This is a genomic window from Alterotamlana spongicola, from assembly GCF_035818475.1.
Taxonomy (GTDB): domain Bacteria; phylum Bacteroidota; class Bacteroidia; order Flavobacteriales; family Flavobacteriaceae; genus Cognatitamlana.
On the sequence record NZ_JAYMGV010000001.1, the window covers coordinates 2,610,561 to 2,625,357 of the forward strand.

At 31.6% G+C, this 14,797-nt stretch carries 16 protein-coding genes; 10 read left to right on the forward strand and 6 right to left on the reverse strand.

Annotated elements, in window-relative coordinates:
* Positions 1–38: 38 nt before the first annotated feature.
* Entirely contained in the window at positions 39–1,106 is a 1,068-nt protein-coding gene (locus VOI54_RS11260; protein WP_326282890.1) for a glycosyltransferase family 4 protein, read from the reverse strand.
* Positions 1,107–1,289: 183 nt separating this feature from the next.
* On the opposite strand from VOI54_RS11260, the gene VOI54_RS11265 reads away from it, so the two are divergent.
* Genes VOI54_RS11265 through VOI54_RS11280 form a run of 4 tightly spaced genes read left to right on the forward strand, consistent with a single transcriptional unit; the run spans position 1,290 to position 4,771 of the window.
* Positions 1,290–2,366: a DegT/DnrJ/EryC1/StrS family aminotransferase gene (locus VOI54_RS11265; protein WP_326282891.1), complete on the forward strand. Its 1,077-nt coding sequence runs from the start codon at positions 1,290–1,292 to the stop codon at positions 2,364–2,366.
* Position 2,367: 1 nt separating this feature from the next.
* Positions 2,368–2,826 (forward strand): GNAT family N-acetyltransferase, encoded by a 459-nt coding sequence (locus VOI54_RS11270; protein ID WP_326282892.1) that lies wholly within the window; start codon positions 2,368–2,370, stop codon positions 2,824–2,826.
* Positions 2,827–2,877: 51 nt separating this feature from the next.
* Entirely contained in the window at positions 2,878–3,855 is a 978-nt protein-coding gene (locus VOI54_RS11275) for an ATP-grasp domain-containing protein (protein WP_326282893.1), read from the forward strand.
* The gene (locus tag VOI54_RS11280; protein WP_326282894.1) at positions 3,848–4,771 is read left to right on the forward strand and encodes a glycosyltransferase family 2 protein; all 924 of its coding nucleotides are present in this window, start codon (positions 3,848–3,850) and stop codon (positions 4,769–4,771) included. Before VOI54_RS11275 ends, VOI54_RS11280 begins: the two co-directional genes overlap by 8 nt.
* Here VOI54_RS11280 and VOI54_RS11285 read toward each other — a convergent pair.
* The gene (locus VOI54_RS11285; protein ID WP_326282895.1) at positions 4,748–5,743 is read right to left on the reverse strand and encodes a glycosyltransferase family 2 protein; all 996 of its coding nucleotides are present in this window, start codon (positions 5,741–5,743) and stop codon (positions 4,748–4,750) included. The two genes, VOI54_RS11280 and VOI54_RS11285, sit on opposite strands and share 24 nt — an antisense overlap.
* Positions 5,744–5,818: 75 nt before the next feature.
* On the opposite strand from VOI54_RS11285, the gene VOI54_RS11290 reads away from it, so the two are divergent.
* Genes VOI54_RS11290 through VOI54_RS11305 form a run of 4 tightly spaced genes read left to right on the forward strand, consistent with a single transcriptional unit; the run spans position 5,819 to position 9,286 of the window.
* A complete protein-coding gene (locus tag VOI54_RS11290; RefSeq protein ID WP_326282896.1) occupies positions 5,819–6,730 on the forward strand; it encodes a hypothetical protein in 912 nt (303 codons plus the stop codon).
* A 41-nt stretch (positions 6,731–6,771) separates the two neighbouring features.
* Positions 6,772–7,704, forward strand: coding sequence for an FkbM family methyltransferase (locus tag VOI54_RS11295; protein WP_326282897.1), 933 nt, complete (start codon positions 6,772–6,774; stop codon positions 7,702–7,704).
* 15 nt (positions 7,705–7,719) lie between these two features.
* Positions 7,720–8,529 (forward strand): glycosyltransferase family 2 protein, encoded by an 810-nt coding sequence (locus VOI54_RS11300; protein ID WP_326282898.1) that lies wholly within the window; start codon positions 7,720–7,722, stop codon positions 8,527–8,529.
* Entirely contained in the window at positions 8,516–9,286 is a 771-nt protein-coding gene (locus tag VOI54_RS11305; RefSeq protein ID WP_326282899.1) for a lipopolysaccharide kinase InaA family protein, read from the forward strand. The genes VOI54_RS11300 and VOI54_RS11305 overlap by 14 nt, the downstream gene beginning before the upstream one ends.
* Here VOI54_RS11305 and VOI54_RS11310 read toward each other — a convergent pair.
* Positions 9,275–10,003, reverse strand: a complete 729-nt coding sequence (locus VOI54_RS11310; RefSeq protein ID WP_326282900.1) for a glycosyltransferase family 2 protein — start codon at positions 10,001–10,003, stop codon at positions 9,275–9,277. The two genes, VOI54_RS11305 and VOI54_RS11310, sit on opposite strands and share 12 nt — an antisense overlap.
* A gap of 53 nt (positions 10,004–10,056) precedes the next feature.
* Positions 10,057–11,160, reverse strand: coding sequence for a UDP-galactopyranose mutase (glf, locus tag VOI54_RS11315; protein ID WP_326282901.1), 1,104 nt, complete (start codon positions 11,158–11,160; stop codon positions 10,057–10,059).
* A gap of 59 nt (positions 11,161–11,219) precedes the next feature.
* On the opposite strand from glf, the gene VOI54_RS11320 reads away from it, so the two are divergent.
* Positions 11,220–12,263 carry a glycosyltransferase gene (locus tag VOI54_RS11320; protein ID WP_326282902.1) on the forward strand — a complete coding sequence of 348 codons (1,044 nt, stop codon included), beginning with the start codon at positions 11,220–11,222 and terminating at the stop codon, positions 12,261–12,263.
* 3 nt (positions 12,264–12,266) lie between these two features.
* Here the strand turns inward: VOI54_RS11320 and VOI54_RS11325 are convergent, their stop codons facing one another.
* Together VOI54_RS11325 and VOI54_RS11330 are read right to left on the reverse strand one after the other, a co-directional pair.
* Complete coding sequence (locus VOI54_RS11325; protein ID WP_326282903.1) at positions 12,267–13,319, reverse strand: glycosyltransferase family 9 protein; 1,053 nt, start codon at positions 13,317–13,319, stop codon at positions 12,267–12,269.
* Between the two features lie 3 nt (positions 13,320–13,322).
* Positions 13,323–14,138, reverse strand: coding sequence for a 2,3,4,5-tetrahydropyridine-2,6-dicarboxylate N-succinyltransferase (locus VOI54_RS11330; protein ID WP_326282904.1), 816 nt, complete (start codon positions 14,136–14,138; stop codon positions 13,323–13,325).
* Between the two features lie 327 nt (positions 14,139–14,465).
* On the opposite strand from VOI54_RS11330, the gene VOI54_RS11335 reads away from it, so the two are divergent.
* Positions 14,466–14,783, forward strand: coding sequence for a hypothetical protein (locus VOI54_RS11335; protein WP_326282905.1), 318 nt, complete (start codon positions 14,466–14,468; stop codon positions 14,781–14,783).
* The last annotated feature ends 14 nt before the right edge of the window (positions 14,784–14,797 follow it).

Here is a 14,797-nt window from a genome sequence, read left to right on the forward strand (position 1 = left end):
TAAAAAACAATGTTAGTGAATTAATAATTATAAATATTTTATTGTAAGACATCTTTATAGACTTGCAAATATTGTTTAGCGCTAATATCCCAATCAAAACTATTTGCTCTGTCAGTATATGCTTTGATATATTCATCTTTTTGGGCAAGGTATTTATGCATGCCCTGTTCAAAAACCTCAGACATATATTGGGGATCAAAGTTTTTCCAGTAAAATGCGAATTTACCTCCAATTTCCGGAAGAGAGGTATTGTTTGATAAAAAAACAGGTTTTCCAAACCGCATGGCTTCCATTGGGGGAATGCCAAAGCCTTCTCTTAAGGAGGGAAAGACAAAAGCACTACAGTGTTTTAGATAGTATTGTTTATCCAGATCGCTAATCTTTCCTGTAATAATAACTCTATTGGTAAGGTTTAACTTTTTAATAGTGTTTGCTAATTTGTTTTGTGCATAATCAGTTTTATTATTTCCGGCTATAATTAAATTAAAATCAGGTAAATACTCTAACATTTGAACCAGCGCATGAAAATTTTTCCGTTCGGTAAATTCACCAATACTAAATAAAAAAGGCCGCTTACTAGTTAAAGCTGGCTTATAGTCTGGAGGTAATGTTATTTCTCTAATAGGATTTCCATTATAAATAATATATTCGGGTACATTTGGAACTTCAAAATGCTGATGCGTAGATACTTTTGCAAAATTTGAGATATATGTAATGGCCGAACTTCTTTTAAGTTTATTTTTAAACCTTAAAAACCGCTCCTGATCATCTGGATTTTCTTCAACAAAATTCACATCATGAACCGTTAATACATATGGGATATTGTAGTAGGGCTCTATTTTGGTATTTTGATTCAAACTGTGCCACAGATCATATTTTTTTCGAACGCCAAGCTGTTTATACCTCCTAAAAGAATGATACTTTTTATAATTAAAATACGTTCCGAACTCTGACTTTAGATCTTTTATGTTTTTAGCATGTAGTGTAATATCTAAATCAGATGGGATATTGATGTTGTATAGCCCTTTGATTATGTGGTAGTTGAATTGCCCGAATCCAAAATACGGGTTCTTAATATTATGAGATTCTAAGAAAATATTGGGCATAATCCTTTTTGCAAAGTAACTAATAATTATAATTTAAATGCTACTTTTTTAATGATTTTAATAGACCATTTCTACTTAAATCAATTTTAGTAAAGACCTTTTTTGGGTTTGATCAAAAATAGTAATATACATCCACGCTAAACAATTATCTTTGGCTTTAATTAATATTTAAGATTGCTTTTCATGATAAATGTAACCAAATCCTTCTTGCCCTCTCAAGAGGAGTATCAAGCACATTTAAAATCCTCATGGGATAAGGTTTGGGTTACAAACCGAGGAGAATTAGTAAAATCCCTGGAGAATCAAATTAAAAGTAAATTCAATATTTCAAATATGATTGCAACTACCAATGGTACATTACCATTACAAATTGCAATTAAAGCCCTACAATTAAAAGGCGAAATTATTACCACACCATTTAGTTATATTGCTACAGCCTCAAGCATAGTTTGGGAGGGTTGTACGCCTGTTTTTGTAGATATTGATGAGGCTACGTTTAATATTGATGCTTCTAAAATAGAGGCACAGATAACAGATAAAACCACTGGAATTATTGCTACTCATGTATTTGGAAACCCTTGTAATATTACCGCCATTAAAAATATTGCTAATAAATATAAGCTTAAAGTTATTTATGATGCTGCACATGCTTTCGGTGTGAGTTATAAAGAACAATCTATATTTGAGTATGGAGATGTAAGTACCTGCAGTTTTCATGCTACTAAAATTTTCCATACCGGGGAGGGTGGAGCTATGTTTACTAGAAATAAGATGTTGCATGATATATTGTCTTATCATCATAATTTTGGTCATAATGGCCCTGAGAATTTTCATGGTTTAGGAATCAATGCCAAAATGAGTGAGTTTCAGGCAGCAATGGGGTTAACCATATTGCCTTATTTTGATAAAATTTTTGATAGAAGACAGCTTCTATATAATAGGTATTTAAGCCATCTATCTAAAAGTAAGAATTTAATTTTTCAAAAAATAAAGAAGCATGTTATCTATAATTATGCTTATATGCCTGTAGTTTTTAAAAATGAAAAGCAAATACATATGGTCAAGAAGGCCTTAAATAAAGCCGATATTTTTCCCAGGCGTTATTTTTACCCTGCTTTAAATACAGTAAACTATTTAAGTGGTCAAAAAATGCCCATTGCTGAATCTATAGCTGAGCGTATCTTGTGTTTACCGTTGTATTATGACTTGACCGAAGGTCAGGTAGATGTTATTTGTGAGATAATACTAAAAAATACCTAGTATGGGAAAAACTTTAAAATATGGCAATTTAAAGGAAGCTGAAGACTTTTCAACAAATGATTTATATGAGTTTATAAGTAGTCAAGAACATTATTTTGAACCTAATCTAAGTTATAAGGTTAACTTAAGGGATTATGCAGAAAAATTATCTAATTTGGCTACAGTTAATATTTGTTTTTATGAAAGTAAAATAGTTGGGGTTTGTGCGTTTTATTGTACTCCTGATATTTATGATTATGGATTTTTGAGTTTTTTATCTGTTGAATCCACTTATAGAAACAGAGGTATTGCAAAGAAAATGGTACAAGATATGATAGAACATTGTAGACATTTTGGTATGAAAACCTTAAAGTCCTCTACCTGGAAGAGTAGCAAGGCTATGAGGATGTATATGAATTTAGGTTTTAAGGCCACTTATAGTTTAAAAGATGAAAGTGTTCTTTTAGATTTAGAACTATAATGCTATCTGAACTAATTATAGAGTTTCCATAAAATTATATAATCTTACTTCATGAATATACTTTTAACCAGTGCAGGCAGAAGATCCTATTTAGTAGAATATTTTAAAGAAGCAGTACAAGGGAAAGGATATGTTATTGCAGCGAATAGTATTGCAGATACCCCGGCAATGCGTGCAGCAGATAAATCGTTTGTGTTGCCTTTTGTTTATGAAGAAAATTATTTAGATGCCTTGTTAGACATTTGTAAGAAAGAAAGAGTAGATTTTTTATTTTCCTTACATGATTTAGAAGGGCCAATTTTATCTCAGAATAAATTAAAAATTGAAGCCTTAAATGTAAACGTCGTAGTTCCTAATCCTGAGATTATAAATTTATGTTTAGATAAATTTAGTACCTATAAGTTTTTAGTAAAACATAATATTAATACGCCAAAAACCTGGTTGAAACCAAGTGATATAAAAACTAAGCACTTCCCTTTAATAGTTAAACCAAGGTTTGGATTTGGATCAATAAACCATTTATTTGTTAATGGTAGGACAGAATTAAACTTTGCTTTTCAGTATTTAGAGTCTAGAAAAAACCATAAGTTGCTTGATTATTTAGGAGTTAATGAAGAAGAGTCTGCTACAATAATTCAAGAGGTTATAGATAGTGATGAATATGGGATAGAAATTTTAAATGATTATCAAGGCAATTATGTAGCTCAATTTCAAAAAATGAAATTGGGGATGCGTGCAGGGGAAACTGACAGTGCAAAAATAATTAAGAATGTTTTACTATCAGAGTTAGGCGTTTTAATATCAAAAACAGTAAAGCATATAGGGATGTTAGATTGTGATGTTTTTTTTAAAAACAAAGTTCCTTATGTTTTAGAAATGAACCCTAGATTTGGGGGGCAATATCCTTTTAGTCATATGGCAGGGGCTAATGTACCAGAGGTGTTAATTTCCAATTTTAAAAAACAAGTTAGGTTTCCAGAAGTAGACACTATTTTTGTAAAAGATATAACTATAGTAAAATATGAATAATGTAGTCTTGAGTATTTGTTGCACCTCCTACAACCATGAACATTATATAAAGAAAGCGCTTGATAGTTTTTTAATGCAAAAAACTACGTTTCCTATTGAAATTTTGATACATGATGATGCTTCCACTGATAGATCTGTTGAAATTATTCAGGATTATGCTAAAAAAGATAGTAGAATAAAAACAATACTTCAAACAGAGAACCAGTATTCACAAAATAAAAAACCTTTTGGGAATTTTTTGTTTCCTATGGCTCAAGGAAAATATATAGCCGTTTGTGATGGTGACGATTATTGGATAGACCCTCTTAAACTTCAAAAGCAAGTTGATTTTTTAGAATCTAACAGAGATTATGTAGTAGCTTGGACAAATTATAAGATGTTTAATGGAATAGATTTTTCTGAAAATTATTTTGGTTTTAAAAACCCATATAGAATAATTGATTTTGACACCATTTTTACACCCTATTGTACCCATACGTCAACAATTGTATTTAAGAGGTCAGCCCTAAACTTAAATAAAATTTCAAATTTTAAACACTACAAGGATAATACCTTGTATGCTTTAATTTTAGAAAGCGGAAAGGGTGTCTTTATGGATTTTGTTGGTGCTGTATATAGAATAAATGAAGGCGGTGTATATGCTTTAAAATCTGATTATTTTAAAAATCATTCTTCATATTTAAATATAAAGGAAATCATAGAGCTTATTCCTGGGGCCAATACAAAAAATATGAGAAAGGTACGTAGATCTTTAGGAAATGCCACTGCCTTTGAAGTACTAAAATTAAAACAAAACGGGGAACCGGTCACTGATGCTCAGATTGACTTCATGAATGATTACTTTAAAAATGCCGATTTAAGAACACAACTAAAATACCTGAAAAGAAGGTGTTTAAAAAAGGCACCTCAGAAATAAAACCAGTTTATCTAAAGCAGGAATATATTTAAAGTAACCGGAGTCTTTTTTTAGATATCTTAAAAATGCTAAATCAGGATGGCTTGAGTTTCTTATGGTTCTGATAATAGTCCTGTTTATATGGGCTTCAAATAGGTCCTGATTGTAGTATTTTGTTTTTAAATTTTTTGACTTTAATGCTTTTGATGCTTCAATGGTAGATTTAATAATTGTTGTATTTAGTTTTCGTCTAAGCGATACTGAGTTTAAATAAAAATCAATATGAGGGTCTTTTTCCGATATTCCCAAATGTGTTAATTGTCTTTTTTTAATGAGGACTTCGGCCTTTTTTAGATTTTTTGCTTTGGTTTGGCTAATGTTATTGGGATGCCACCTGTATCTTAATAATGATTCGGGAATATTGTAAAATTGAGTAATTCCAATCAATTGGCTCCACAGGCCATAATCTTCAGCAGGAACAAATTGGTCTTCAAAGACTAAGTATCCTAAAATGTCTTTTTTGAGCATTACTGTAGAATTACCAATACCGCAACTTGTTAAAAACTGGACCTTTAAAGCATCATGGTTTATACTGTGTTTTATGATCTTCTCTTTTTTATCACCAAAAATAGTAAACCAGGTTCCGCACAGTCCTATTTCAGGGTTTTGCTCTAACACATTGATCTGCTTTTCAAAACGGGTAGGCAAGGCTATATCGTCGGCATCCTGAAGAGCCACATATTTGGTGGTTGCAAGCTTTATACCCTCATTGCGTAAATGTGCAGGTCCGTGATTTGTTGTTTTATGAATGACTTCAACCCGCTTGTCTTTTTTTAGGTAATTATTTAAAATGTCGAGGGTGCTATCATTAGAGTTGTCATTTAAAACTAGGAGCTTAAAATCTGCAAAGCTTTGATTCAAAATACTGTCTATAGATTCGGCTAAATATTTTTCGCCATTGTAAACAGGCATTATAACAGTAATTAATGACATAATTTAGTTTTAATTCTGGCAAAAGTAAGTATTTATTTAGCTTAACCTTATATTTGTAAACCTATAATTTCTACCATGAAAAAAATTCACATTGGTTTTTTATTATCATATGATTATGAGAAATTAAAAACTTCTATACCTCCGGTATATAAAGAAGCTGACGCCATTTTTATAGCTATGGATGAGCAACAACTTACTTGGTCCGGAAACAGGTTTGAAATTGATCCTGACTTTTTTGACTGGTTAGAAGCTTTTGATACAGATAAAAAAATTAGCATTTATAAAGATAACTTTTATATACCGGAATTGTCTGCCATACAAAATGACACCAGAGAACGTCATTTGTTATCAAAAAAAATGGGTATTGGTAATTGGCTGGTTCAAATAGATTCTGATGAGATTTTTATTGATTTTTCAAGCTTTATTTCTTCTTTAAGAAAGTATGATCATTATCTTGATTCTCCTGAGAAAAAGCCTATACAGTTTGCCGGTTTTTTAATTAATATTTATAAATATGTAAATGACGGCCTGTTATATATAGATAAACCGGCACCTACCAAGGTACTTTTGGCTACTAACTATCCCAATTATAAAGTGGCAAGAAAGACTAAGGAGAGAATCGTTTATATTAATAATATTTTACTTCATGAATGTCTGTCCAGAACTGAAGAAGAATTAAGATTTAAACTTAATAATTGGGGACATAATGTAGATGTAAATGAAGGCTTTTTTGAAAAATGGAAAATGGCAAACCAACATAATTATACTACTCTTAAAGATTTGTTTTATATGGAACCAGAAAAATGGAAAAAACTGGGTTTTTTTAAATCAAGAGATCTGGAAGAAATCAAAGAGTTAATAGCAAAAAAAAATAATTTAAATTTATCGACAATCTATTTATTCCGTAAAAATTTTGGCCAATGGTTTAAGCATTTCAAATTGGTAAAAGGGAAGCGGTCACATGGTTTTGAAAGTTATTTTAATTAAATTTCCAAGATAATAGTTTACTTGTATAAAAATATATATGAATGAAATTAACTAATAAAGTTTTAATTACTTTATCTAGAACAACAAGAAAGTTACCTTACCATCGTAGACTAAACCAAATATATAAACATTTTAATAGACTACTGTTGGCCTTAGGGGCAGAACCTGTTGTTGAAGCCAAAATGCAAGATGGTACAACTCTCCTTGTTGATTTGAGCACTAAGACAGAGAGAATATCTTTCTATACGGGTAAATATGACCCTGAATTAATAGCTATAGTTCAATCACTCTATAACCCCGATACCTGTTTTTTAGATGTTGGTGCTAATATTGGGTTTTATTCGGTTTCTATGGGTAATTTTATTAGATCAAAAAAGGGATCAGGTAAAGTTGTGGCTTTTGAACCCTTTGAAGGGAACTATTTGAGATTTTTTAATAATTTAAAGATTAATGAACTTTTAGGAATTTGTGATGCCAATAAGTTTGGACTCTCTAATAAATGTGAGGATACTGAGATTACCTTACGAGAAGACTTTAAACATGGTTCCAGCACCGGAAACGCAGCTATTCGCACTAGCGAAGCTATGGATAAGGGTTTTAAAGTATCCCCAATAAAACTAAGAATATTGGATAATGTTTGGCAGGAAAAATATAGTGATTATAATAAAATTGATATTATAAAAATGGATATTGAAGGGCATGAAGATTTTTGCCTTGCCGGAGGAAAAGAAACCATAAAAGAAAATAGACCTATCATACTCATGGAGGTTAATAAACCGTATTATAACGCCAGGCAGGTTAAGTTGGATGAATTGTTTTTTCCTCTTATTCCTGAGAATTATAATATTTATGGAAGAAATGGTACAAGCTGGCGCCTTATTAAATCTTTAGAGGATTGTAAGACCATTGATAATGTATTTTTGGTTCCTGTTGAAAGACTAGGTTTAAAGGGGTATGAGGTTTTTGAAAATTAAATAGTAATCATTTAAATGAACAAACCAATTAGCTCAACATTAATTATATCTACCTATAATTGGCATGAAGCACTGGAGCTGGTTTTAATGAGTGTAAAAAATCAAGAAGAGTATCCAGCTGAGGTTATTATTGCCGATGATGGTTCAACTATTAAAACTCAGGAAACTGTAGCACGGTTTCAAGATAAGTTTCCGGTTCCGTTGGTACATGTTTGGCATAAAGATGATGGGTTTACAAAGGCAATTATTTTAAATAAAGCTATTGCCAAAGCCAAAGGAGATTATATTATCCAGGCCGACGGCGATTGCATTTTGCATCCTGCTTTTGTAAAGGATCATTTGAACTTTGCAGAAGAAAATACGTATTTATACGGAAGCCGTGTAAATATTCAAGAGAACCATTTGGAAAAGCTGTTTGGCAAAAAGCAGGTACGGTTTTCAGCATTTTCTCAAGGGATTAAAAAAAGAACCCGTGCATTGTATATCCCGTTTTTGGGTAATTTTTATAAAAAGAAAAACGCTTTTTCAAAAAAGTATAGAGGCTGCAATACCTCATATTTTAAAAAGGATTTTATAGCAGTAAATGGTTATAATGAGGAGTTTAAAGGATGGGGTAGAGAAGACTCTGAACTGGCCCTACGTTTTCATAATTACGGAATTGCAAGTCGCAGATTAAGGTATGGAGGTATAGTTTATCACATATATCATAAAGAAAAGCCCAAAGATGGCCTACATAAGAATAATAAAATAGAGCAAACCACCATAGATAAAAAAGTGGTTTGGTGTAAAAACGGAATTGATAAATATTTAAGTGAAAAGTCATAAAACCATACATAAGGATTTTTTTAAGCATAGCACATTTTTTGATGATATCATCAAAAATTTTGATGTTAAAGGAGAAGATTTTGGGAATCAGGATAGAAATTCCTTAAAATTATTTCAATTAAAGAATGTTACGGTTAATGTAAAGTCTTTTCGGGTGCCAAATTTTATAAATCAAATAGCTTATAGGTTTTTTAGGAAGAGTAAGGCTCAACGCTCTTACGAATATGCAAACCGGTTAAAGGATTTAAATATTGGTACGCCACAACCCATGGGATATTACGAGTTTAAAACACCTTTTTTGTTTAAAAAAAGCTATTATATTAGTGAGCAGTTACATTGTGAATTAACCTATAGAGAACTAACTACAGACTTTGAAATCCCAAATTACGAAGCTATTCTCAGGGCATTTACAAGGTTTACTTATCAATTGCATGAACATGGCGTGCATTTTTTGGATCATTCTCCTGGTAATACCTTAATTCAACTCAATAATGGAGATTATAAGTTTTATTTGGTAGATTTAAACCGTATGGAGTTTAAGCCGTTAGACTTTAATACGCGGATCAAAAACTTTGCACGGTTAACTACCCATAAATCCATGGTAGAAGTGATGAGTGATGAATATGCTAAATGTTATGGAGAAGATTATAACAAGGTTTTTGATTTAATGTGGACTCAGACCCAGGCATTTCAGGAAAAATACCATAGGAAAAGAAGACTAAAAAAGCGATTGAAGTTCTGGAGGTCAACCCAATAGTTTTTTAAGCTCTTTATACCTGAAGTAAACTCCATAAGCACTTAAATAACATATACTAAACCCTTCTTTGCCATCTAAAAATCCAAGCCTTAAAAAGTAGTTTACCATGAATTTGTAGAACGGCCTAAAACAAAAATGGAAAATATTTGGCTTTACACCTTTTTTTGAAAGCTCAAGAGCCTTAAGTGATGCATAGTGTTCCATTTTACGTTTATAATGTTCAGCACTATCAAAACAATAATGTATCATATTATGTTTTAAGAGTTTGCTGTCCCCAGATATTTTAGGCATTTCGTGGACTATTTTGTCTTCAATATATTTAACACAATCTTTTTTAAATAGCCTATAGGTTGTATCCGTTTGAAAACCACTAAACCGGATTCTTTTTTTATTAAAGAAAAAGAGCCGTTTAACCATAAACGCAGCAATATTTTTTGGATTCTCAATTTCAGAGATGATTTCGTTTTTTAACTCAGGTGTAAGGCGTTCATCAGCATCAATAAATAAAACCCAATTAAAGCTAGCTTGTTCCAGTGCAAAATTCCTTTGGTCGGCAAAATTTTTAAACTCACGGCAAATGGTTTTTACATGCTCTAACTTTGATAATTTTTCAAGAGTTCCATCTGTGCTAAAGGAATCTATAACAATGATCTCATCAGCAAAACTTACATTATCAATCACTTCTTCAATATGATTGACTTCATTATAAGTAATCATTAAAGCCGATATTTTTTTGGATTGTGCCAACAACGTTATATAGTCAGATAAGTTTAATTAAGTTCTTTTTTTACTTTTTGGAGCGCAGAAGCTATTATTTGATGCATATCGTAATATTTATATTCTGCTAACCTGCCTCCAAAGATAACATTAGACTCTTGTTGCGCCATAATTTTATATTGCTGATATTTTTCCTGATTTTTTGAATTGTTAATAGGATAGTAGGCTTCTTTTTTAGTTGTCCATTGTTCCGGAAATTCTTTGGTGATAACCGTATGTGCCTGTTTGCCAAATTCAAAGTGTTTATGTTCTATAATTCTGGTATATGGGACTTCAGCATCATTGTAATTTACTACGGCATTACCTTGATAGTTCTCCTTTTCAAGCCTTGTGTTTTCAAAGCGTAGAGATCTGTATTCTAAATTTCCAAACTTATAATTATAAAACTCATCAATCTTACCAGTAAATACTATTTTATCAGCTTGTTGACTGAAAGCATTTTTGTTTTCAAAAAAATCAACGTTGGTTTTTACTTCAATACCTTCAAGTAAACCATCTATAATTTTGTTGTATCCGCCAATAGGAATGCCTTGATATTTATCATTAAAATAATTGTTGTTAAAAGTATAACGTACAGGTAGTCTTTTTATAATAAAAGCCGGAAGTTCAGTAGCTTTTTTGCCCCATTGTTTTTCTGTATATTCTTTAATTAGGGTCTCATAAACGTCCTTTCCAATTAAAGATAAGGCTTGCTCTTCCAGATTTTTCGGATCTTCACAACCGTATGTTTTTATCTGACGTTCTATAATAGACTTTGCTTCTTCAGGGGTTTTTGTTCCCCATAACTGGTAAAATGTATTCATATTGAACGGGAGGTTGTACAATTTACCTTTTGATATGGAGACGGGAGAGTTTATATAGTTGTTAAATTCCGCAAATTGATTAACATAATCCCAAATATGTTTATCGTTAGTATGAAATATATGAGCACCGTATTTATGTATGTTAATACCGTCAACATTTTCACAATATACATTGCCTCCTAAATGAGGGCGTTTGTCAATAACCAAACATTTTTTTCCTTTTTTTGTGGCCTCATGCGCAAATACACATCCAAATAGTCCTGCTCCTACAACTAAATAATCATACTTTTGCATACATTTATATTTTTAACAAAACTAGGATATAAATCTCCTAAAAAAAACTTTTCAGGCTAATGTATTATATTTCCAGAAATTATAAATCTCTTTTTAACGCTGCAGGAAAAGCTAAGACTGATTGTGAGATTTCTTTAGAGCATTTAGGATTTAAAAATTTAGGGTTTAAACAGTCATCAATACCAAGTTCTGCTCTAGGAACGATTAAAAACTTTTTTGGTATCTCTATAGCTCTGTTGCGGTTGCCCTTTAAGTCCGTTTTATGTACACAATATCCTAATAATAAATTTAGAAAGTTAATCGTGTTTGGGGCCAAATTAAAACGCTGTAAAATTATAACCATTGTACATGATGTAAGGAGTTTAAAGGGACGGGTTAAAGATGTAAAGGCTGAGTTATCTAAAATTATTTGTTCAGATGTAATCATTGTACATAACGAGTCTATGAAAACATGGTTTCTGGAACAAGGGACAAAGATTCCCATAGTGGTCTTGGGTATATTTGATTATGTTTCAGATAAAAAACCAATACAAAATGAAGCGATTAGTGAAGAGAAGGTTTATAGAATAGCTTATGCCGGAGGATTTGGAGCTGGCAAGAATGCATATATTTTTGATTTTGATAAGATAGATAATAGTGCTTATAATTTAAAATTATATGGTATTGGATTTGATTCCAATAAGCGAAAGGTGAGTGAAGAGGAGTCTGTTATTTTTTATGAAGGTGCTTTTCCATCTGATCAGATAGCGTATAAAATTGAAGCCGATTTTGGATTGGTATGGGATGGCATATCTATAGAAACTTGTAGCGGGCAACTAGGAGAATACTTAAAATATAATAACCCTCATAAAACATCTTTATACCTTTTATGTGGGCTCCCTGTAATAGTTTGGAATAAAGCAGCAATAGCACCTTTTATTATTGAAAATAATATAGGTGTTGGAGTTGCTAATCTGGCAGATTTAAATACCATTTTAAAAAACCTGAAAAAAGAAGATTACAAGCAAATGAAAACTAATGTTTTAAAGGTTCAGGAGCAATTGATGTATGGGAAATTTGTAGAAACAGCAGTTAAAACAGCTTTTGGAAAGATGAAAAATTGAACCTTATGTTTTGTTTAAAAAAGCTTTTAAACTATCAATAAATAATTCAGGTTTGAATGTTTTGTATAGTTTAAAAGCTTCTTTTTTATATGTTTTTTCCGGTTTAGTATAAATTTCCGGTTTAAAGTCTTTTAAGTGTACGCTAACATTGTTCTTATTTTCAAATAAGTTCCAGGTGGTTTTATCAATCCATGGAGAAAAAACAGAAAATGTTTTTATGTTTAGAGCCTTTGCCATATTTATAGCACCGCCTTCATTGCCAATAAGAGCATTACAATGATAGGTTATGGCCAGGAATTCACGCAGGTTTTCTCCAAATACATCAAAAAAGATATGCTTTTGTGTTTCAGGTTTGCACAATTCATAAATGGCTTTGGCTTCTTTACCTTGTTTAGGAATATAATTGAACAGGATTTGGCATTCTGCTTTCTCTAAAACAATGGAGTCAATAAGAGTAGCCATATAAGGGGCAGGGTAGGTTTTATTTTTACCGCTTCCTAAGACACTGATCATGTATAGAGGTTTATTTAGAGATATACCATGATTTTCTAAAAAACGCTTTGCACTTAAAATTTCATCTTGAATTAAATAGATCTTGGGAGCAATATTTTGAACATTAATATTAAGAGGTTCCAATAATTGCATTCTATGTATTATAGCCAAATGGTCCTTGATACCATCCGGTTTTAGCCTTTTTATGTTATGATGATATAAAAAGGATGTATAATATTTATAATATGAAATTTTGGTTTTAGCCTTTGAAAAACTACTGATTATATTACTAGATAACTTTGAGTAAACATCTATGACAATATCATATTGTTTTACTTTTATGTGTTTCGCAAATTTTAATAAGGCTTTTTTACTGGTTTCTTCGTTTTTAGTAAAGAAAACAAAATTGTTTATAAAAGGGTTGTTTTTAACAACAGGGAAGGTATGCTCATTAATAAGATAATCCAATTGAGCTTTAGGATATTTTTGGCGAAGTGCCTCAAACAGAATACTGCTTGTTAGCACATCGCCAATCATTTTTTGTTGAATAACAAGAATTTTCACTTACTATACAGCTACATCATGCTCACGAAGCGCATCGTTAAGCGATGTTTTTTTATTGGTACTTTCTTTACGCTTTCCAATAATTAAAGCACAAGGTACATTATAGGTTCCGGAAGGAAACTCTTTAGAGTAACTTCCCGGGATAACCACAGAACGGGCAGGCACAACACCTCTACGTTCAACAGGTTCATCACCGGTTACATCAATAATTTTTGTACTCATTGTCAGAGTAACACCGGCACCTAAAACAGCTTCGGTTTCAACACGAACGCCTTCAACAACAATACAGCGGCTTCCTATAAAAGCATTATCTTCAATAATTACGGGAGCAGCTTGTAATGGTTCTAAAACACCACCTATACCAACACCACCAGATAAGTGCACATTTTTGCCAATTTGGGCACAACTGCCAACAGTAGCCCATGTATCAACCATAGTACCCTCATCTACATAAGCACCAATATTAACATAACTGGGCATTAATATAGTACCACTGGAAATATAAGCACCGTGCCTAGCTACAGCATGAGGCACCACACGGATTCCTTTTTCTGCATAACCGGTCTTTAACGGAATTTTATCATGAAATTCTAAAGGGCCAGCTTCAATAGTTTCCATTTTTTGTATTGGAAAGTATAAAACAACGGCTTTTTTTACCCACTCGTTAACCTGCCAACCTCCTTCTATAGGTTCAGCGACTCTAAGTTCTCCCTTATCTAATAAATCTACTACGCTTCTTATAGCTGAAGTAGTACTTTCTTCGTTTAATAGCGCTCTGTTATCCCATGCGCTTTCTATGATCTGTTGTAATGCTTTCATTGAAATTTAAATTTTGAACAAATATACTAGCTATGATTTAAATAGCTGATTAAATGAACATAATTATAGACCAATTTATTTGAGATTTCTTCAATTTTAGGGTGGCTTTTAATGGAAAGAAATGTGCGTTTTATCTTTTAATCCTATTCAAAATTAGACGAAATGCATTTTTTTACGTATTTCATCGATGAAAAATACTGTTAAACTATTTGTCGATAAAAAAACGTAGCTTCTCTAGTAATCGAGAATACTGAGTTATACAACTATTTTTTTACGACTTAGCCTTCATCTGGATATATATTTGAACCATCAAACAATGACAAACAGATGAAAACAAATTTTTACATATTATTAGTTTTATTACTTTCTTTCTCTTTTGGAAATGCTCAAAGTACAGAATTAACTGTAGAAGTTGAGACTACTAAAACTGTTTCTGTTTCTAATGAAGATGATAATATGACTGTTACAGTTGCTACTGAAGCTAATACTGTAAAAGAGAATGAGTCATTATTGATTGATACTGCAAAACTTAAAGAAACTCTTGCTCGTACTAATAGTGATATCAGGATTTATTTAAACCGTAAGAGAAAAGCTGGTAATATTAGTTTTGTATTCCCAAAGATTAATAAAGCTGTTAAGGCTTAATTCAAATATTAATA